This is a genomic window from Bradyrhizobium frederickii, from assembly GCF_004570865.1.
GTDB lineage: Bacteria > Pseudomonadota > Alphaproteobacteria > Rhizobiales > Xanthobacteraceae > Bradyrhizobium > Bradyrhizobium frederickii.
Window position 1 is genome coordinate 200,010 of record NZ_SPQS01000008.1, and the last position, 17,461, is coordinate 217,470.

At 64.5% G+C, this 17,461-nt stretch carries 19 protein-coding genes; 11 read left to right on the top strand and 8 right to left on the bottom strand.

All coding sequences use genetic code 11. The features are described 5' to 3' along the window. Window positions 1-6 precede the first annotated feature (6 nt). The 3 genes from mce (at window position 7) to E4K64_RS16145 (ending at window position 1,299) form a co-directional block, all read left to right on the top strand. Entirely contained in the window at window positions 7-411 is a 405-nt protein-coding gene (mce, locus tag E4K64_RS16135) for a methylmalonyl-CoA epimerase (RefSeq protein ID WP_135164390.1), read from the top strand. A 9-nt stretch (window positions 412-420) separates the two neighbouring features. Next, entirely contained in the window at window positions 421-696 is a 276-nt protein-coding gene (locus tag E4K64_RS16140; protein WP_135164391.1) for a DUF1467 family protein, read from the top strand. A gap of 255 nt (window positions 697-951) precedes the next feature. Then, window positions 952-1,299 (top strand): hypothetical protein, encoded by a 348-nt coding sequence (locus tag E4K64_RS16145; RefSeq protein ID WP_135164392.1) that lies wholly within the window; start codon window positions 952-954, stop codon window positions 1,297-1,299. 88 nt (window positions 1,300-1,387) lie between these two features. Here E4K64_RS16145 and E4K64_RS16150 read toward each other — a convergent pair whose 3' ends face one another. Together E4K64_RS16150 and E4K64_RS16155 are read right to left on the bottom strand one after the other, a co-directional pair. Continuing rightward, window positions 1,388-1,651, bottom strand: coding sequence for a GlsB/YeaQ/YmgE family stress response membrane protein (locus tag E4K64_RS16150; protein ID WP_135164393.1), 264 nt, complete (start codon window positions 1,649-1,651; stop codon window positions 1,388-1,390). Window positions 1,652-1,681: 30 nt separating this feature from the next. Beyond that, the gene (locus tag E4K64_RS16155) at window positions 1,682-2,149 is read right to left on the bottom strand and encodes a YidB family protein (protein WP_126257342.1); all 468 of its coding nucleotides are present in this window, start codon (window positions 2,147-2,149) and stop codon (window positions 1,682-1,684) included. Window positions 2,150-2,760: 611 nt separating this feature from the next. On the opposite strand from E4K64_RS16155, the gene mtnK reads away from it, so the two are divergent. Next, the gene (gene mtnK / locus E4K64_RS16160) at window positions 2,761-4,077 is read left to right on the top strand and encodes an S-methyl-5-thioribose kinase (RefSeq protein WP_135164394.1); all 1,317 of its coding nucleotides are present in this window, start codon (window positions 2,761-2,763) and stop codon (window positions 4,075-4,077) included. A 6-nt stretch (window positions 4,078-4,083) separates the two neighbouring features. Here the strand turns inward: mtnK and E4K64_RS16165 are convergent, their stop codons facing one another. Beyond that, window positions 4,084-4,968, bottom strand: a complete 885-nt coding sequence (locus tag E4K64_RS16165) for a hypothetical protein (RefSeq protein WP_135164395.1) — start codon at window positions 4,966-4,968, stop codon at window positions 4,084-4,086. Window positions 4,969-5,237: 269 nt separating this feature from the next. Here E4K64_RS16165 and E4K64_RS16170 point away from each other — a divergent pair, with 269 nt between their 5' ends. The 5 genes from E4K64_RS16170 to E4K64_RS16190 are packed head-to-tail and all read left to right on the top strand — an operon-like array spanning window position 5,238 to window position 10,642. Next, window positions 5,238-6,827: an ABC transporter substrate-binding protein gene (locus tag E4K64_RS16170; RefSeq protein ID WP_135164396.1), complete on the top strand. Its 1,590-nt coding sequence runs from the start codon at window positions 5,238-5,240 to the stop codon at window positions 6,825-6,827. Window positions 6,828-6,887: 60 nt separating this feature from the next. Further along, window positions 6,888-7,811, top strand: coding sequence for an ABC transporter permease (locus E4K64_RS16175; protein ID WP_135164494.1), 924 nt, complete (start codon window positions 6,888-6,890; stop codon window positions 7,809-7,811). Beyond that, a complete protein-coding gene (locus E4K64_RS16180) occupies window positions 7,808-8,629 on the top strand; it encodes an ABC transporter permease (protein WP_135164397.1) in 822 nt (273 codons plus the stop codon). The genes E4K64_RS16175 and E4K64_RS16180 overlap by 4 nt, the downstream gene beginning before the upstream one ends. After that, window positions 8,626-9,606, top strand: a complete 981-nt coding sequence (locus tag E4K64_RS16185; protein WP_135164398.1) for an ABC transporter ATP-binding protein — start codon at window positions 8,626-8,628, stop codon at window positions 9,604-9,606. Before E4K64_RS16180 ends, E4K64_RS16185 begins: the two co-directional genes overlap by 4 nt. After that, the gene (locus E4K64_RS16190; protein ID WP_135164399.1) at window positions 9,599-10,642 is read left to right on the top strand and encodes an ABC transporter ATP-binding protein; all 1,044 of its coding nucleotides are present in this window, start codon (window positions 9,599-9,601) and stop codon (window positions 10,640-10,642) included. Before E4K64_RS16185 ends, E4K64_RS16190 begins: the two co-directional genes overlap by 8 nt. A 401-nt stretch (window positions 10,643-11,043) precedes the next feature. On the opposite strand, the gene E4K64_RS16195 is transcribed toward E4K64_RS16190, so the two are convergent. Beyond that, window positions 11,044-11,670, bottom strand: coding sequence for a LysR family transcriptional regulator (locus tag E4K64_RS16195; protein ID WP_135164400.1), 627 nt, complete (start codon window positions 11,668-11,670; stop codon window positions 11,044-11,046). 128 nt (window positions 11,671-11,798) lie between these two features. Here E4K64_RS16195 and E4K64_RS16200 point away from each other — a divergent pair, with 128 nt between their 5' ends. Both E4K64_RS16200 and E4K64_RS16205 read left to right on the top strand, forming a co-directional pair. Then, the gene (locus E4K64_RS16200; protein WP_135164401.1) at window positions 11,799-12,191 is read left to right on the top strand and encodes a RidA family protein; all 393 of its coding nucleotides are present in this window, start codon (window positions 11,799-11,801) and stop codon (window positions 12,189-12,191) included. Between the two features lie 49 nt (window positions 12,192-12,240). Continuing rightward, entirely contained in the window at window positions 12,241-12,942 is a 702-nt protein-coding gene (locus E4K64_RS16205) for an L-2-amino-thiazoline-4-carboxylic acid hydrolase (RefSeq protein WP_135164402.1), read from the top strand. A gap of 153 nt (window positions 12,943-13,095) precedes the next feature. On the opposite strand, the gene E4K64_RS16210 is transcribed toward E4K64_RS16205, so the two are convergent. The 4 genes from E4K64_RS16210 to E4K64_RS16225 all read right to left on the bottom strand — a co-directional run bounded on the left by E4K64_RS16210 (window position 13,096) and on the right by E4K64_RS16225 (window position 17,210). Further along, window positions 13,096-14,121 carry an ABC transporter permease gene (locus E4K64_RS16210; protein WP_126257353.1) on the bottom strand — a complete coding sequence of 342 codons (1,026 nt, stop codon included), beginning with the start codon at window positions 14,119-14,121 and terminating at the stop codon, window positions 13,096-13,098. Window positions 14,122-14,132: 11 nt separating this feature from the next. Continuing rightward, a complete protein-coding gene (locus tag E4K64_RS16215) occupies window positions 14,133-15,635 on the bottom strand; it encodes a sugar ABC transporter ATP-binding protein (protein ID WP_135164403.1) in 1,503 nt (500 codons plus the stop codon). A gap of 6 nt (window positions 15,636-15,641) precedes the next feature. Continuing rightward, a complete protein-coding gene (locus tag E4K64_RS16220) occupies window positions 15,642-16,664 on the bottom strand; it encodes a sugar ABC transporter substrate-binding protein (protein WP_135164404.1) in 1,023 nt (340 codons plus the stop codon). A 141-nt stretch (window positions 16,665-16,805) separates the two neighbouring features. Continuing rightward, window positions 16,806-17,210, bottom strand: a complete 405-nt coding sequence (locus E4K64_RS16225; RefSeq protein ID WP_135164405.1) for a globin — start codon at window positions 17,208-17,210, stop codon at window positions 16,806-16,808. Window positions 17,211-17,461: the final 251 nt, after the last annotated feature.

Sequence of the window (17,461 nt, forward strand, 5' to 3'; positions counted from 1 at the left end):
AGAACCATGCTGGGCCGGCTCAACCATGTCGCGATCGCGACCAAGGATGCGGTCAAGGCTGCGAAGATCTACGGAGCGGCGTTCGGCGCGCAGATTTCGGACGCCGTGCCGCTGCCCGAGCACGGCGTCATCACCGTGTTCGCGACGCTGCCCAACACCAAGATCGAGTTCATCGAGCCGCTCGGCGAGGCCTCGCCGATCGCAAAATTCGTCGAGCGCAACCCCGACGGCGGCATCCACCACGTCTGCTACGAGGTCGTGGACATCATCGCCTCGCGCGACACGCTGGTGAAGGAGGGGGCAAGGGTGCTCGGTGACGGCGTGCCGAAGATCGGCGCCCACGGCAAGCCGGTGCTGTTCCTGCATCCGAAGGACTTTTCCGGCGCGCTGGTCGAAATCGAGCAGGCGTAAGGCCGTCCCATGGCCATCCAGATATCGACCGCGATCGCGATCTACTTCGTCATCTGGTGGGTCGCGTTGTTCGTGACGCTGCCGTTCGGCGTGCGCAGCCAGCACGAGGACGGCGTCGGCGCGCCCGGCACCGACCCCGGCGCCCCGATCCTGACCCGGATGGGCCGCAAGCTGATCTGGACCACGATCATCTCGGCCATCGTCTACGGCCTCGGCATGGTCGCCTATAGCGCCGGCTATCTCTCGGTCGAGCGCCTGTCGAAGATGATGGGCATGCCGTTTTAGGTTTATCTTCGTGCGGCCCATCCTTCGAGACGCCCGCCTTTGGCGGGCTCCTCAGGATGAGGACAGGGTGCGCGGCGGCAGTTTCAAAGGGACACCGCTGTCAGTTAGCCTCATCCTGAGGAGACCGCCACCGGGTCCGCGCAAGAGCGCGGCCCGATGACAGGCTCAGCGGTCGTCTCGAAGGACGAGGCGCTTGCTTCATCTCGCCGCGTGCTTAGAATTTTTCGCCTGGCTCATTGTTTCGGGGGGACACAAATGACTTTTCAACGCATCGTCGTCGCGCTGCTGGTGCTGATCGTCGCCGGGCTCGGTGCCATCGGCTATGTCGAGTGGAAGATGGCGATGCAGCTGCGAACGCTGAAGGCGTTCGTCGAGGGCTACGTCTTCAACGAAGCGGTGATGGCCTGCGAGCAGGCCAAGAGCTCGACACCGTTCAAATGGAACGGCGGCAAGAGCACCTCGGTGATCGGCCTGAACTCGGTCAAGCTGGACAAATACAACGTCAGCGCCAGCTACACGCTGGTGGCGGATCTCGTTTATTGCGATTACGATCCGATCAAAAGAAAGGCCGAGATCGGCTCGAGCTTCCTGGAGCGGGAGTAATTGTTCGGTGTCCCGCGTGAACTCGGCGCAGTATTGCGCATCTCTTGACGCGAGTGCGTAGCCTCGACGCACTTTTCACGCAAGACTATCAAATCGTTCGGCGTTGGCGGCCCGCGATCATTCCGTAGACGAGCAGCACGATGATCGCGCCAACGACCGCGCCGATCAATCCTGCCCCTTCTCCGGGACGATACCAGCCGAGGGCCTGGCCGAGGTAGGTCGCAACGAATGCGCCCACGATCCCGAGGATGGTCGTCAGGATGAAGCCGGACGGCTCATTGTCCCCGGGCATGATGAATTTGGCTATGACGCCGGCGACGAAGCCGATGATGATCGTCCAGAGAATGCTCATTTCAAACCTCTTCAAGTTAAGCAGCGGCAGTTAAGCCTGCGGCAGGCGCCCGTCCGGTGTGTACTTGTCGATTGCCGACGGCAATTCCCGGGACAGCCTTGCGAGGATCTCGTCTTGAGAGAGCCCCGTCTGCTGTTCGAGCTTCTCGAGCACGTCGGCGCCAACGGCAGTTTTCAGCTCAGGCGGCGTAATCTCCTTGTTGGGGCCGGGCTTTACCCAGGAGTCGGCTATCTCGCCCCGGCCATTCTGGTTAAACCTTTCCAGGAGCTCGCCAATTCCTCCATTGAGCAGCCCCCCGATGCCGCCCGCGCCGAGCATGCCGCCCAGGTTGCCCAACATTCCCCCGAGCGGCTCCTGAGCACTCCCGCCGGCGGGCCCTCCGCCCGCAGACCCTGCGCCTGAACCCTTCAGCAGTTCGGCCAGCTTGTCGCGGTTTTGATAGCCAGCTATGGCCAGCATCGCCAGAAGGGCAGTCATGGAAGGCATTCCGCGTGCCATTGGCGTCTCCTTGAGATCCGAGATCCGAGAAGAGCGAAACTGTCTCAACACGCATGAGTTCCCGAGATCGCGCATGATCACTCGCGGCGAAGCGTCTCTCTGGCGCGAGGGAGAGAAGCAACGACGGGGTGGGACGGGCTGGCCGGGGACGACGGCAGGAGGTAGTAAATCCCATCTCAGCTCGACCTCGGCGGAGCCGGACGATCTCAGGACCAAGCGCCACGCGAGAACGCAAATGTCATGATCGGAAGCCGCCGCCCGGATCATCGATCTCCATCAGCGCCAGGCGTCGGACTGAATCGAGAAGCGCGCTCAAAGCGGCCTGTTTGATCGAGCCTGGCTCGATCGCTTTCCAGCGTTGCTGCCAGCGAATATCGGTCGCTGCTGGGCCGGAACGGCTTCCGCGTCGTGTCGCATGTCGCCGACGATCGCGATTGCGGCGGCCACACGATCTGGCTTGCACAGCGCATCGATACGCTCGGTTCAGTCGAACGATTGTGGCGATAGGCGCCAGCGCGCTTTTTGGCTATGATGATCCGAAAAGAAGGCCGGCTCAAATCCTGACATGGGAGTGAACAGCTGCTCCCGCCGGCATAGTGGGGGAGACCGGCATGAGTTCAGCGCCTCGACCGTTGGCCGATCCGCGGCGGCAGGGTTATCGAATTCTCCATGAAGCCGATTTGCGGGATTACATTGCAGAGATCTTCGATGTCGCGGCCCGGCTGGGCGGCGAGCCGGCGTCCTGGACGATCACCGAGGTCGGCGACGGCAATCTCAACCTCGTCTTCATCGTCAAGGGCGCGCGCGGCGGCGTCGCCGTCAAGCAGGCGCTGCCCTATGTCCGCCTCGTCGGCGAAAGCTGGCCGCTGCCGCTGTCGCGGGCCCATTACGAATATCTGGCGCTGTCGAAGCAGGCCCAGCTCGCACCCGGTCTCGTGCCGGCTTTGCTGCATCACAACGAGAATCTGGCGCTGACGGTGATGGAGCTGCTTGAGCCCCATATCATCATGCGCAAGGGGCTGGTTGCGGGCACGCAATATCCGCGCTTTGTGGACGACATCACCACCTTCATGGCGCGCAACCTGTTCTTCACCTCCGACCTCGCGCTGTCCGCCGCCGAGAAGAAGGAGGGCATCGCCGCTTTCGCCGGCAATCACGCGCTGTGCAAGATCACCGAGGATCTGATCTTCACCGATCCCTACCGTATCGCCGAGCAGAACCGCTGGACCGCGCCGTATCTCGATGCCCTCGCCGCGGAACTGCGCGATGACATGGAGCTGCACGTCGCGATCTCCCGGCTGAAGCTGAAGTTCATGGCAAGCCCGGAGGCGCTGCTGCACGGCGACCTCCACACCGGATCGATCATGGTCACGGAGAGCCAGACGCGGGTGATCGACCCCGAATTCGCGTTCTATGGCCCGATGGGGTTCGACGTCGGCGCCGTGCTCGCCAACCTCCTGATGGCCTATTTCGCCTCAGCCGGTCACGAGCGTTCACCGGGCGAGCGGGCCGCCTTCGAAGGCTGGGTCCTGGAGACGGTCGAGCAGGTCTGGAGCGAATTCGCCCGCAAATTCCTCGAGCTCTGGCGCGCCGGCGCGGCAGGCGACGCCTATCCCGCCTCGCTCTTTGCCGGAGAGAAGGGCGCCGCGCGGCTGGAGGCCGAGCGGCAGGCCTACCTGCAGCGCCTGTTCACTGAGACGGTCGGCTTCGCCGCCGCAAAGACCATCCGCCGCATCTTCGGCCTCGCCCACAACATCGACTTCGAGCTGATCGCGGACCCGAAGACGCGCGCCATCAGCGAAGCGCGCGCGGTGCGGCTGGCACGTGCCATGATGGTGGAGACGGGGACGTTCCGGACGATCGCCGACGTTACGGGGGCTGCGCGAAAACTGCGGGACTGGATGCCGGAATTGTCAGGTTGGAGATAGACGCCCTCAATACAGCCGTATCGGCAGCGGGACACCCTCGGGGCCGACCAGAAGGCCCCAGGCCTCGTTGGCCGCGACCTCGAACTCCCGGCTCGCGGCCGCGCTGCCGTCGAGCTTGAGGGTGACCTTGTATGTGCCGGGCGACAGATCGATCTTCTGGCTATCAGGCAATTTGTCCGCGGCGACGTCGGAGTCGATCAGTCTCTCTCCGGCGTGAGCCGCCAGTTTGATGGTTCGCCCATTGACGGTGACGTCGGCCGCTTCGTCCGTCTTGTTGCCGAGCAACAACATCACGCGGCCCGGCGCCGGCTGGATGGCGGACGTGGCGGCCAACAGCTTACGCAGCGAGAGGTCGGCAATCGTCATGTTGTCCTGACGGACCAGCCGCAGCAGCCCCGGCCCATCTGACGTCGTGAAGGCGACGACGGCCCGATCGGGCGCGACGACCGCACCGTCATCTTCGGTCCAGCCGCGCTTTGCGAGTGCAGCGCGATAGAAGCCGAGCACGGCCTCGACACCAAGCGGCGTCTCGACGTGAGCCGACCTGATGAACGGTGAATTCTTCGCGGTCATCAGGCCCCAACCTTCCGCGAGCGGCAGGCCCATGTCGTCGGACATCTTGGCCTCGAACGTCCGGCTTGTCGCCCGTGCCAGAAGCCCGATGGCGTCGCACAGCAGGCGCCCGCCGAGATAGTCCGGGGCGCAACGGTCCCTGAGTGCCCACCATGTATCGTCGACGTACCCGTTGGACCGTGTGGTGTGGGACCAGCTGACCTGGATGGTGTTCGTCGGGCTGTCACGGAGAGCGTCCGGCGCAACGGGAATCGCCATCGCGGCCGTCGCGGCCACCAGGCTGCCGGCGAGCAAGGCGCCTAACGTTCGGCGTTTCATTTTTTAGGCAATCCTCAGGGCTCAGATGACGATCCAGAGCTTGGTCGCGTTGACCGGGAAAAATGTTCACCGGCCCGGGTCGCCCGATGACGGCACCGCGTCAGTGCGGCTTGCACCGCTCGGGGGATGCAACCTGGCCTCCGAGCTCCTCGCCGAAGCGCCGCCATCTCGGAACTGACATTGCTCTCCAGCAAAAACGAAGCTTGCATTCGATGGGCTGCGAATGATCAAATCTCTGATCGGCATCGAATTGCGTTGTTGGGGGACACATGATGTTCAGGATGATCGCTATCATCGCGGGAATGGGGCTGGCGCTCGCCGCAACGGCGGAGGCCCAGACGCCGCGCAAGGGCGGAACCATCCGCATGACGGCGCCCTACGGCTCGAGCTTCACGAGCCTCGACATTCACACCACGCAACGCGCCCAGGACGAGATCTACGCCAAGGCGCTGCATCGCTCGCTCTACGTCTGGAATTCCGCGGAAGGCAAGCCGGTTCTGGAACTCGCCAAGGAGGAAGTGGTCTCCGGCGGCGGCCTGGTTCACACTTTCAAGCTGCGCGACGACGCCTATTTCCACAATGGCCGCAAGATGACGGCCGACGATATCATCTGGTCCTATAACCGCATCATGGACGGTACCAAGGCCTATCCCGGGGCGCGGTTCGTCCGCGTCATCGAGGGCGCCGCCGCGGTCGAGAAGGGCCAGGCCAAGGAAATCTCCGGCCTGAAGAGGATCGACGATTTCACCATTGAGATGAAGCTGACCGAGAAAGTCGATCCGGGCTTCTACTTCTTCACCGCGCTGACTTCGATCTATCCCGCCGACGAGGGCGCCAAGGAGAGCTTCATCCAGAAGCCGATCGGCCTTGGACCGTTCAAATTCGTCGAGCATGTGCCGGGGTCGCGCATCGTGCTGGAGCGGTGGGACCGGTTCTACAAGCCCGGCAAGCCCTATGCCGACAAGGTCGTCGTGTCGATCATGGCCGAAGCCGCGGCGCGCGACGTCGCCTTCCGCAACAAGGAGATCGACACCTCGGTGCTGGGACCTGCGCAATACGTCGCCTATCAGTCCGATGCCGCCCTCAAGGGCACCATCGTCGAGGTCGCCGAGGTCTTCACGCGCTACATGGGCATGAATCCCACGTTCAAGCCGTTCTCCGACAAGCGCGTGCGGCAGGCGATCAATTACGCGATCGATACCGATCTGATCATCAACAAGCTGGTCAAGGGCAAGGCCTATCGCGCCACCAGCTGGCTGCCGCTGACCTCGCCCGCCTACGACAAGGCCATGAAGCCTTACCCCTACGACCCCGCCAAGGCCAAGCAATTGCTCGCCGAGGCCGGCTATCCCAACGGCTTCGAGTTCGAATGGACCACCAGCCCGAATGAAAGCTGGGGCCTGCCGATCGTGTCGGCCGTGATCCCGATGCTGGACAAGGTCGGCATCAAGGCCAAGGTCAAGCAGGTCGAGACCGCGGTGCTGGCGGAGGTGGTTCGCACCGGCGACTACCAGGCCTTCATCTATTCCCAGGCCAGCGGTCCGGATCCGCTGGCTGCGCTCAAATGCTTCCACTCGTCGACACCGCAACCGGCCTGCAACTACATGGCCTACAAGAATGCCGATTTCGACAAGATCGTCGAGCAGGCAGGGCAGGCCGACGACGTCGCAAAGCGCGGCGAATTGCTGCAACAGGCCAATGCACTGCTCTATGAGGAGGCTCCGGTCTGGTTCTTCAACTACAACAAGGCGGTGATGGCGGTGCAGCCTTGGCTCAAGGGGGTTCAGCTGAACGCGACGGAGCTGACCCATCAGAACGTCGAAGATCTCTGGGTCGACGAGACCTCGCCCGCGAAGTGACCTACGCTCGCGCGCTCCCTCCATCGCCGCAAGCCATGGAGGGAGAGAGGAACAGTGCCGATGCTCTCCTTCCTGATCCGTCGATTGCTGCAAACCGTTCCGACCGTGCTCGCCGTCGTGCTGCTGATCTTCGTGCTGTTCAGCGTCGTTCCGGGCAGCATCGTCTCCTCCATGAGCGACGACAGCGACCCGCAGGTCGAGCTGCGCATGAAGAAGCAGCTCGGTCTCGACGATCCCGTCTATGTGCGTTTCGGCGCCTACATTGCCAAGCTCGCGACCGGTGATTTCGGCACCTCGTTCCGCACGCGCGAGCCGGTCACGACCATGATCGCGAAGCGGGCATGGCCGACGCTGCAGCTGATCTTCGCGGCCATGGCCTTTGCGATTCTGATCGGCGTTCCCCTGGGCTTCATCGCCGCGCTGAAACCGGGCGGCATCGTCGACACGCTCGCGATGGTCGTGGCGGTGTCGGGCCTCTCCATCGCCAAATTCTGGCTCGGCCTCGTCCTGATGTACCTGTTCGCGTTGAAGCTCGGCTGGTTGCCGAGTTTCGGCTATGGCGACGGCGGATTGAAATATCTGCTGCTGCCGGCCGTCACGCTCGGCGTCTCGCCGATGGCGCTGTTTGCCCGGACGACGCGCGCCGCGGTCCTGGAGATCATGACGGCTGATTTCGTCCGCACTGCGCGCTCCAAGGGCATGAGCGAAATCAGGGTCGTGAAGTGGCATGTGATGCGCAATGCGCTCGTCATCATCCTCACCACCGTCGGCCTGCAATTCGGCGGGTTGATGGGGCAGGCGGTCGTCGTCGAGAAATTGTTCTCTTGGCCGGGCATCGGCTCGCTCCTGGTCGACAGCGTCCTGCAACGGGACATTCCGGCCGTCCAGGGCTCCATCCTCGTGGTGGTGATGGCCTTTCTCGCGATCAATCTGCTGATCGACGTGCTCTACGGCGTGATCGATCCCAGGATCAGATACGCATGAAGCTCCGCCCCAATCTTATCATCGGTGGCGTGTTGTTCGCGCTGGCGATCCTGGTCGGCCTGCTCGCGCCCTGGCTGGCGCACACCGATCCCGTCATGGACGCCAACCTGATGAACGCAGAGGAGCCGCCGAGCTGGACCTGGTGGTTCGGCACCGACGATCAGGGCCGCGACATCTATTCCCGCGTCGTCTACGGCGCGCGGGTCTCGCTGACCGTCGGCATCATCTCGCAGCTGATCAACAGCGTCATCGGCGTGGCCTTAGGGCTTAGCGCCGGCTATTTTGGCGGCTGGTGGGACGATTTCGTCAACGCCCTCACCAATCTCATGCTCGCGATCCCTTCGCTGATCTTCGCGCTGGCCATCATGGCGGTGCTCGGCCCCGGCCTCACCAGCCTGTTGATCGCGCTCGGGCTGACCAACTGGTCCTTCACGTGCCGGATCGCGCGGGCCTCGGCGCTGTCGCTGCGGAGCCAGGGCTATGTGCAGGCGGCGACCGTGCTCGGCTACGGCGATCTGCGCATCATGATCACGCAGCTCCTGCCGAACATGCTCGGGCCGATCATCGTCATCGGCACGCTCGGCATGGGCAGCGCGGTGTTGTCCGAGGCCGCATTGTCGTTCCTCGGCCTCGGCGTCCGTCCGCCCTTTCCAAGCTGGGGCAGCATGTTGTCGGAGGCCCGCGAGCAGATCACGACGGCGCCGTGGCTCTCGGTGTTTCCGGGCCTCGCCATCTTCCTGACGGTGCTCGGCCTCAATCTGCTCGGGGACGGTTTGCGCGACATTCTCGATCCCCAATCGCGGAGCCGGCGCACATGACGGGAACGCCGCTGATCGAAGTCGAAAATCTCCGGCTCGATCTCGATGTCGGATCGGGCCGTGTCGCGGCGGCCGAGGACGTTTCATTCCGCATCGACCGTGGCGAGACGTTCGGCCTCGTCGGCGAATCCGGCTGCGGCAAGAGCATCACGGCGCTCGCCTTGATCGGCCTGTTGCGGCCGCCCTTGGCGATCGGCGGCGGCGTCATCCGGTTCGAGGGCAAAGAGATCCAGCATCTTTCGGCCGGCAGGCAGCGGGAGCTGCGCGGCAACCGGATCGCCATGATCTTCCAGGAGCCGATGACGGCGCTGAATCCGGTCTCGCCCGTGGGAAGGCAGATCGCCGAGATGTTCGTGCTGCACAAGGGCAAGAGCTGGCAGGAAGCCAACCGGCTGGCGGTCGAGGCGCTGGCAAGCGTCCGCGTGCCCGCGCCCGAGCGGCGGGTGAAGGACTATCCGCACCAGCTGTCCGGCGGCATGCGCCAGCGCGTGATGATCGCCATTGCGCTGGCCTGCGGGCCGGATCTCCTGATCGCCGACGAGCCGACCACCGCGCTCGACGTCACCGTGCAGGCCGAAATCATCGAGCTGATGCGGAATCTCTGCGCCGAGCGGGGAACGGCGATCCTGATGATCAGCCACGATCTCGGCCTCGTCGCCAATGTCTGCCGCCGCGTCGCCGTGATGTATGCCGGCCGCATCGTCGAGGAGCGCGGCTCGGCCGATATTTTTCGGGCGCCCTCGCACCCCTACACGCAAGGCCTGGTCGACTCGCTGCCGCGGCTCGGCAGCCGCGCGGCGCTCGGCCGCGGCAGGCTCCAGGAAATCGCGGGCGTCGTTCCCGCCATCACGAACTTCCCCGATGGCTGCCGGTTCAATCCGCGCTGCACGCAGGCGACCGAGATCTGCCGGACGGTCGTGCCGGCGACGGACTTGCTGGCGGCGGGCGGTCTGGTGAGGTGTCATCACCATGCATGAGCCGCGCAACATGCCGGGTGAGCGGCGGCCGGACGACGATCTCATTCTCAGCATCGAGGATCTCGCGGTCCATTTTCCGCTGGGCGGCGGCCTGCTGGGCCGCGGCCGGCGGCTGCTTCGTGCCGTGGACGGTGTCGACCTCGAGCTGAAACGCGGCGAATGCCTCGGCCTCGTCGGCGAGTCCGGCTCGGGCAAGTCGACGGTCGCCTTGTCGATCCTTGGCCTGCTGACGCCGACGCGCGGCCGCATCGTGCTGGACGGGGAGGTCGTCACGACCAGGCAATCCGGCGACCGCAAGGCGTTGGCGCGCACCGTGCAGATGGTGTTTCAGGATCCCTACGCCTCGCTCAATCCGCGCCAGACCGTGCGCCGCACGCTGGAAGATCCGCTGCGGGTGCACGGCGTGACCGCGAAAAGCGAGATCGAGGACCGCGTCGCCACCATGCTGCGGCATGTCGGCCTGCGGCCCGAGCAGGCCGGCCGCTACCCGCACGAGTTCTCGGGCGGCCAGCGCCAGCGCATCGGCATTGCCCGCGCCCTGATCCTCAATCCCAAGATCGTCATCTGCGACGAGCCGGTGTCGGCGCTCGACGTCTCGATCCGCGCCCAGATCATCAATCTGCTGCTGGAGCTGAAGGAGACGCTCGGTCTGTCCTACATCATGATCAGCCACGATCTCGGCGTCGTCGAGCACATGAGCGACCGCGTCGCAGTGATGTATCTCGGCCGCATCGTCGAGAACGGCCACTGGCGTGAGATCTTCGAGCGGCCGGCGCACCCCTACACGCAGGCCCTGATCGCCGCCATCCCCGATCCCTTGCGCCACGCCCCGCTGGCGACGACGGGCGGGGACCTTCCCAACCCGCTCAATCCACCCAACGGCTGTGCCTTCAGCCCGCGCTGTCGTCATGCGGAGGCGGTGTGCCGGAGCGAGCCGGGCCCGGCGCTGGAGACGCGCGCCGATGGACATGCGGTGCGGTGCTGGCGCAGCGAGGAGATTGCGGCAGCGGGCCTCGCTCTATCTCCGTCACCCTGAGGTGGCCGCTTCTTGAGCGGCCCTCGAAGGGCGACGGCCCGGCTGGCATCTTGGCCGCTCATCCTTCGAGGCTCCGCCTGCGATGCTTTCGCATCGCAGGCTTCGCACCTCAGGATGACGGGGCGCAACGTGAAGTCCGGAGCGCTCGCAACGACGGGCTGGCACGGCGAGCGTCGCTCTATCTCCGTCACCCTGAGGCGGCCGCTTCTTCAGCGGCCCTCGAAGGGCGACGGCCCGGCTTGCGGCTCGGCCGCTCATCCTTCGAGGCTCCGCCTGCGATGCTTTTTCGGCAAACGCGCCAGGCGAGGGCTTGTTCGCAGAGGGTGAGGCGCAGGCGGAGCGAGGTGACTGCGGTCGGAACCGCGAGCCTCGGCTAGGGGTCCTGCTGCTCCCTGTCGCCCTCAACTTCCGACGCCGCCAACCAGGCGCGGGCGTCGGTTTGCATGCGGCATCTCGGTCGGCAGGGCCCGCAGCCATGCACGAAAACTGACGATCTCGGGGCAATCCGCGGTGCCCTCGGGCGCAATCAGCCAGTCGCCGAGGCCCGCGCCCTCGCTGACCCGGTCGCAGCGATAGCCCGGATGATGGCCGAGGCCGCGGGCGATCAACAGGTCGACCTTGCCCTCGACCAACTCGTGCAGGCCGGCCGGCTGCAGCACCCGCAAGCCGATCTCCGCATGGGTGCTGCGAAACGCAGCCAGATCGAGCCGGCGCAGGTCGAAGCTGCCATGGACTCCCAATTGAAGCTGCATCGCGCCTGCCGGTTTCAATTGCGAGGTCGCCTCCGCAATGTGGCGAAAACCTTCGGAGATGCCGGGCAGGTAGGCCTGTCCGGCCGCGGTGAGGATGAGCTGCTTATGCAGCCGCTCGAACAGCTGCACGCCAAGGCGCGCCTCCAGCGCTTTCACTTGCTGCCCTACGGCAGCAGGCGTCACGTGCAGCTCGTGCGCGGCCAGCTTGAAGCTGAGATGCCGTGCGGCGGCTTCGAAGGCGCGGAGCGCGTTGAGTGGTGGAAGAGCGTAGGTCATCGCGCCGCACTTTGACACTGCCGGGCCGGGGCGTTGCAATAGATTTTCTTGCGCTGAACCGCAGGAATGATGCTTTGCGCGGCCGCGATGCCGGCGGGTAGGGTCGGCTCGCAATCCGGAGAAATGCCATGTCCCCAGCTCACATCGTCAGCCACAATCCTGCAACGGTCAACGCGCCGTTGGGCGGCTACAGCATGGGACTTGAGCTGAGGCAGCATCGCCGCCTGCTGTTTATCAGCGGCCAGGTCCCTGAAAGCTCCGACGGCACCGTGCCAGAGGGTTTCGAGGCGCAATGCGAGCAGGCCTGGCGCAACGTCAAGGAAGTGCTCGCCGCGGCCGGCCTTGGCGTCGAGCATCTGGTCAAGATCACGACGTTCCTGACCGACCGCAACCAGGTCGTGCCCAACCGTATCATTCGGCGCGCAATGCTCGGGGAGCACCAGCCCGCCTTGACAGTCGTGATCGTCGAGACTGTCGACAGCAAATGGCTGCTGGAGATCGAGGCGATCGCCGCGGAATGAAGCCGGGCTTTGCCGGCCTCGCAATGAAACGAACCGAACTGGGTGACCAATGACTGAGATCGTCCATCCCTTCTACGAGGCGCATCGAAGCGCCATGGTGGCCGCCATGCGCGATCGCATCGACCTTGCCGGAACAATGTTGCGCGAGCGCGCGCACTTGGCCGATACCGACGGAAGCAGCCGGGAGGTGATGGACGAATTCGAGATCGTGCTCGCCCAGATGCCCTATGTCGGCGGCGCGGCAAGCCGCATGAGCGATTTCTTCATGCGCCTGACGGGCTTCATGGCCATCAGCCGGGTGCTGCAACGGCACGGCGTGCCGGTGGCCGTGATCGGCGAGATCGAGCGGGAAACCTACAAGGCGCAATTGCTCGGGGTGCCCGAAGCCGAGCGCCTCGCCTCGGGCCGCCAGTTCATGTCGCCGGAGAACCAGGCGTTGTTGCGCGAGCAGGCGGCAAGAAGCGTCACCGAGAGCCATCAGGAGCAGTTTCCGGAAGACTTCGTCTACGATTTCGTCGAGCCGGGTCCGCACGACAAGTTCGAATTCGGTATCAACTACAAGGCCTGCGGCTTCTGCAAGCTCGCGGCGCGCCACGGCGACAACGATATCCTGCCGAACATCTGCGGGCTCGATTTCGACGCCTATGCAACGCGAGGCATCCGCCTGGAACGGACACAAACGTTGGCGGGCGGTGCGAGCCACTGCGATTTTCGATTTTCGCGCGTTGCGGATATCGAGCCGTCACCCTGAGGTGCCGATGACATCGTGGCCCTGTTTTGCTCGACGCGTCAAACGGACTTCGTGAAATCCGCAGGCGCGGAGCGTCACTGGCAAGTCATTGATTCTGCTGGCCCCGGCTACTGTGCATGGGGTTGTTTTCGCGCTTTTTGTCTTGAAGAGCGTCTAGTCCGCCGCCTTCTCCCTCAAGCGCTGCGCGTAGACGTTGATGACCAGCGCCGCCAGCAGGATCAGGCCGCGGATCAGGATCTTCAGGAAGCTGTCGATGTTGACGTGGTCGAGGCCGTTGTTGAGAACGCCGAGTACGAACAGCCCGACGATGGTGTTGCCGATGCCGCCGCGGCCGCCGAACAGGCTGGTGCCGCCGACGACGACCGCGGCAATGGAGTCGAGAAGGTAAGTATCGAACTCGTTCTGCTGCGCGCTGCCGAAATGGGCGACACCCAGCATGCCGCCGATGCCGGAGCAGACCGCCGAGATCACCATCACGCTGCCTAGGATGAGCTTGACGTTGAGGCCGGAATATTCGGCCGCCTCGCGGTTGCCCCCGACCATGTAGACGTAGCGGCCGAAGCGCGTGTAGGTCAGCACGAGGTGACCGGCGAGCAGCATGATGGCGGCGACGATGACGATCCAGGGAATGCCGCCGATCGATCCCGAGCCGAGCGTGGTGACGAGGCTCGGGACCTTGTAGGCGATCTGGCCGCGCACCAGCAGCGCCGAGATGCCGGCGGCGATCTGCATCATCGCCAAGGTCATGATGAAGGAGGGGATGCCGATCACGGTCAGCCCCAGCGCATTGACGAGGCCAAGCAGGGCGCAGAGCAGGATCGACAGCAGGATCGCGACCGCGCCGGGCAGCGGGATGTTGGCGATGTTGACGTAGGATTCCTGCAGCGTGAAGTAGGCGACGGCGATGCCGGTGACGTTGGCGATGCTGGCGATCGAGAGGTCGATCTCGGCGCAGAGGATCACAAAGGTGAGTCCGACCGCGATGATGCCGGTGACCGATACCTGCGTCAGGATGTTGCCGAGATTGTCCAGCGTCGCAAAGGAGGGGCTGGCGAAGGCGAAGAAGGCGGACAGGAAGATCAGGGTGAGGAACGGGGCGATGTTGCGCATCTGCGAGCGCAGGAAGGGGGCAAGGCCCCGCGTCCGCTGCCCCGCCGCTAAAGCCGTCTCGCTGCTCATGTGCTTCTCCGTCACGCCGCTTCCAGCAGGCGGTCCTTGCTGACCGGCTCGTTCCTGAATTCCCGCACCAATGCGCCGCGCTTGAGCACGAGGATGCGGTCTGCCAGCGACAGCACCGTTTCCGGCTCGGTCGACAGCACGATGATCGCGAGCCCTTTGGTGCGGAGGTCGCGGACGATGTTGATGACGTCGTTCTTGGCGCCGACATCCATGCCGCGGGTCGGCTCGCACAGCACCAGGAGCTTGGGCGGATAGGTCAGCCATTTCGCCAGCGCGACCTTCTGCTGATTGCCGCCGGAGAGCATGCCGAGGTCGAGACCGACCACCGGCGGCCGGATCTGCAACTGCTCGACCTGACGCTTCGCGATGTCGCGCTCCTGCGCCGGCTTGAGCAGCAGCGCGGAGATGCGGTCGAGAATGCTGATCGAGATGTTCTTGTAGACCGGCTCCTGATGAAACAGCATGTCGCGCCGGCTCTCCGGCACCAGCGCCACGCCGGCACGCCGTGCCGCCGCCGTGCTGGCGAAGGTCTTCGGCGTTCCGTCGACGAAAAGCGTGCCGGTGTCCGGCTTCAGCTTGCCGAACAGGATGCGCGACAGCTCCTGCTGGCCGCAGCCCATGAAGCCGTAGATGCCGAGCACCTCGCCGGCGCGCGCCTCGAACGAGACGTCCTTCAGGCTGCGGGACAGCGAGAGCTGATCGACCTTGAGAACGACCTGGCTGTCGCTTGGCCGCGGCAGCATCAAATCGTCGGTATAGCTGTGCTCGAGCGCCTCGCCGCCGCGGCCGATCATGGCCTCGATCAGCGCGCCCTTGCTGGTCGCCGCGCTCGCGGTCTCCGCGACCTTCCGCCCGTTGCGGAACACGGTCACCGTGTCGGAGACAAGCAGGATGTCCTCGATGAAATGCGAGATGAAGACGATTGCAGTGCCGTCCTCGCGCAGCCGACGAAGGGTCGCGAACAAGCGCTCGACCTCGGGCGGGGAGAGCGCGGAGGTCGGCTCGTCCAGGATGATGATGCGGGCGCCGGAGAATAGGACGCGCGCGATCTCGATCAGCTGCTGCAACCCGATGGGGAGGTCGCCCAGCCGCGACATCGGATCGACGTCGATGCCGAAGCGGGCGAGCTGCTCGCCGGCCTCGCGCGCCATCCGCCGCCATTGTACGAAGCCGAGGGCGTTGGTCGGCTGGTTGCCGAGGAAGACGTTCTCGGCGACCGTGAGGTCGGGCGCGACGGAAAGCTCCTGGTGCACCATGGCGATGCCGGCCGTATGCGCATCGCGGGCCGAGCGGAAATGCGTCTCCACCCCCCCGATCAGGAAGCGGCCGGAGAATTCGGTGTGCACGCCGGCGATGATCTTCATCAGCGTGCTTTTTCCGGCGCCGTTCTCGCCGACGAGACCATGGATCTCGCCGGGATGGAGCGCGAAGTCGACACCACGAAGTGCCTCGACGCCGCCGAAGCTCTTCGTGATGCCCTGCAGTTCAAGGATGGGCGGACGACCCTCGGACATGAAAGTTCAGATCAGGAAGTGATCCTGCATCCACTGCATCCCGGCGGCGTTGGCCTTGGTCACGACCGGGCCGTCGGTGACGACGTTCTTGGGAATGCCTTGTCCGCTCTTCTCGCCGCCGACCACGGCCGAGACGCCGGCGATGATGGCGCCGCCGTGGATGCGGCAGGAGGGATTGCGGACGGTCGCGAACATGCGGCCTTCGCTCACCGCCTGGATCGCCGGCGGCATGGCGTCGACGCCGCCGATCAGGATGTTGGTGCGGCCGCGCGCCTTCATGATGTTGGCGGCGGCGAGCGCCATGTCGTCGTTGTGGAAGAATGCCGCGTCGATCTGGGGATACTTGGTCAGATAGGTTTCCCACAGCCGCGCCGTCTTGGAGACGTCCCAATCAGCGGGCTGGGTGTCGAGCACCTCGATGCCGGGGAATTGCTTGACCACCGAATTGAAGCCCTTGGCGCGCCCTTGCGCACCGGTGTGCCCGAGCGCGCCCTGCGTCATGATGATTTTGCCCTTGCCGCCCATGGCGTTGCAGAGGGCCTGCGTCACCGAGGCGCCCATGAACTCGTTGTCGGGAGCGAGGAAGGAATGCACGTTGATCTGGTCGAGCGGGGCGATCAGCGTGTCCATGTCGATCACCGGCGTGCCGGCGTCGATCATCTTCTGCACGGGCTGGGTGAGGGTGCCGATGCCGAAGGCCTGGATCGCGACGAAGTCCCATTTCTGCGAAGCCATGTTGTCGATCGCCGCGCGTTGCTTCACGGCGTCGAGCTGGCCGTCGAACCAGGTGACCTCGACATTGAACAGCTTGCCCCAGAATTCGGCGGCCTGCTTGCCCTGCGCGCACCAGGTGGCCTGGAGGCCGGCATTGGAGAACGCCGCCTTCAGCGGCTTCTCGCTTCGCCCGACCTCGGCGGCCAATGCGGGGTTTATGCCCATGCTGCCGAGGAGGGCAGCTCCGGCGCCGGCGGTCGCGGCCGCCTGAAGAAGATCGCGCCTCGTCGTCGAGAAATCTTTCGTCCCGGACATCGCTCGCTCCCATGAAGTTATATCGTCGGCGCGTCATTGATTGCGCGACCGATGTCCGAAAGTGTCTCACAAGAGTTGCCGCCACTCAATCTGCAATCACTCGCCAACATTGCAGCAGCCGCGTTGGTGCAGCGCAAAGTGTCAGGCCGTCGCGCCGGCGAGCGTGTCGATGTCGGCGCGCAATGCGTCCCAGGCTCGCGCAATCTCGGTTGTCCATTGATCGCCGAGCAGGTCGCGCAGCGTATCCCTGATGATGGTGAAGAACGCGATGAACAGCTCACGCGGCGTGCCATAGCCATCGTGCGAGGCGGCCTCGCAGGCGATCAGCCGGAAATGCCCGCGACGCTGACCGGCGAAATCGAGGATCGCCTCGATCGCCAGCGCGAGCATCGATCCTTTCACGAGGTCGCGGCCGTCGAAACGGAACATCGCCCGCGTCTCGGGATGCTCGTCGAACAGGCGTCGGTAGACGCAGGGCGTGAGATCTTCGCAGCGCGCGGCCGCCAGCACGAAGCTGATTTCGATTGGATTGCGCAAAGCACGCATCCGCGCGTCAGCCTCGCGGACAAAAAAAGAGCGGGGCCCTGGCCCCGCTCAAAAATTGTGTCGACCCTATTATCCCCGATTCTAAGATTTGCTCTTGATTGACGGGGCGACGCTGCATTTTGCGCGTCAGGGGCTCCTCCCGAGACTTGGACCACCAGACTTTGACCTCACGGCCAGCCTGAGCGAGAGGGATGCTAGATCAACTTTTCTCACTTGTCATCATTTTCGGCAACGAATGTTCAAAATTCGGT

Bases quoted from the DNA above. Each gene is read 5' to 3' on its own strand.
- E4K64_RS16180 (WP_135164397.1), top strand. From the start codon at position 7,808: ATGAAGCTCCGCCCCAATCTTATCATCGGTGGCGTGTTGTTCGCGCTG.
- E4K64_RS16170 (WP_135164396.1), top strand. From the start codon at position 5,238: ATGATGTTCAGGATGATCGCTATCATCGCGGGAATGGGGCTGGCGCTC.
- E4K64_RS16195 (WP_135164400.1), bottom strand. From the start codon at position 11,670: ATGACCTACGCTCTTCCACCACTCAACGCGCTCCGCGCCTTCGAAGCC.
- E4K64_RS16185 (WP_135164398.1), top strand. From the start codon at position 8,626: ATGACGGGAACGCCGCTGATCGAAGTCGAAAATCTCCGGCTCGATCTC.
- E4K64_RS16205 (WP_135164402.1), top strand. From the start codon at position 12,241: ATGACTGAGATCGTCCATCCCTTCTACGAGGCGCATCGAAGCGCCATG.
- E4K64_RS16200 (WP_135164401.1), top strand. From the start codon at position 11,799: ATGTCCCCAGCTCACATCGTCAGCCACAATCCTGCAACGGTCAACGCG.
- E4K64_RS16220 (WP_135164404.1), bottom strand. From the start codon at position 16,664: ATGTCCGGGACGAAAGATTTCTCGACGACGAGGCGCGATCTTCTTCAG.
- E4K64_RS16145 (WP_135164392.1), top strand. From the start codon at position 952: ATGACTTTTCAACGCATCGTCGTCGCGCTGCTGGTGCTGATCGTCGCC.
- E4K64_RS16225 (WP_135164405.1), bottom strand. From the start codon at position 17,210: ATGCGTGCTTTGCGCAATCCAATCGAAATCAGCTTCGTGCTGGCGGCC.
- mce (WP_135164390.1), top strand. From the start codon at position 7: ATGCTGGGCCGGCTCAACCATGTCGCGATCGCGACCAAGGATGCGGTC.
- E4K64_RS16190 (WP_135164399.1), top strand. From the start codon at position 9,599: ATGCATGAGCCGCGCAACATGCCGGGTGAGCGGCGGCCGGACGACGAT.
- E4K64_RS16150 (WP_135164393.1), bottom strand. From the start codon at position 1,651: ATGAGCATTCTCTGGACGATCATCATCGGCTTCGTCGCCGGCGTCATA.
- mtnK (WP_135164394.1), top strand. From the start codon at position 2,761: ATGAGTTCAGCGCCTCGACCGTTGGCCGATCCGCGGCGGCAGGGTTAT.
- E4K64_RS16155 (WP_126257342.1), bottom strand. From the start codon at position 2,149: ATGGCACGCGGAATGCCTTCCATGACTGCCCTTCTGGCGATGCTGGCC.
- E4K64_RS16215 (WP_135164403.1), bottom strand. From the start codon at position 15,635: ATGTCCGAGGGTCGTCCGCCCATCCTTGAACTGCAGGGCATCACGAAG.
- E4K64_RS16140 (WP_135164391.1), top strand. From the start codon at position 421: ATGGCCATCCAGATATCGACCGCGATCGCGATCTACTTCGTCATCTGG.
- E4K64_RS16210 (WP_126257353.1), bottom strand. From the start codon at position 14,121: ATGAGCAGCGAGACGGCTTTAGCGGCGGGGCAGCGGACGCGGGGCCTT.
- E4K64_RS16175 (WP_135164494.1), top strand. From the start codon at position 6,888: ATGCTCTCCTTCCTGATCCGTCGATTGCTGCAAACCGTTCCGACCGTG.
- E4K64_RS16165 (WP_135164395.1), bottom strand. From the start codon at position 4,968: ATGAAACGCCGAACGTTAGGCGCCTTGCTCGCCGGCAGCCTGGTGGCC.